This window comes from Rhodococcus sp. IEGM 1406 (genome assembly GCF_030056745.1).
Classification (GTDB): Bacteria; Actinomycetota; Actinomycetes; order Mycobacteriales; family Mycobacteriaceae; genus Rhodococcus_F; species Rhodococcus_F erythropolis.
The window spans coordinates 1-257 of the sequence record NZ_JASHKO010000027.1 but is presented as its reverse complement, the minus strand read 5'-3'; the positions used below and the strand labels follow the sequence as shown (position 1 = coordinate 257).

The 257-nt window shown below is 65.8% G+C and carries 1 pseudogene; it reads left to right on the top strand.

The window, feature by feature from the left end:
* Window positions 1–257, top strand: a pseudogene (locus QM596_RS29595) (helix-turn-helix transcriptional regulator); the annotation flags it as partial.

Here is a 257-nt window from a genome sequence, read left to right as displayed (position 1 = left end):
CGTCTGTACCTGGTAATGAGCCTGATCGCTCTGAACCGGGAAGACCGGTACCACCACGCCGCTCGTCTGCTGCGAGGCGTGAGCACTGCGGACAAGCACGGCAGTCCTTGGGATACGCTGCGGCGCGTCACCACGGCCTGGCTCGCCCACGCTCACGGACAGGACGAGCAAGCTCGCCGCATCGCAATGCCCACGCTGACCAGAACTGGTGCTGCGGTCGCTCTCGCGCTTCTCGCGGAGCTCTACCGAGTCATGGG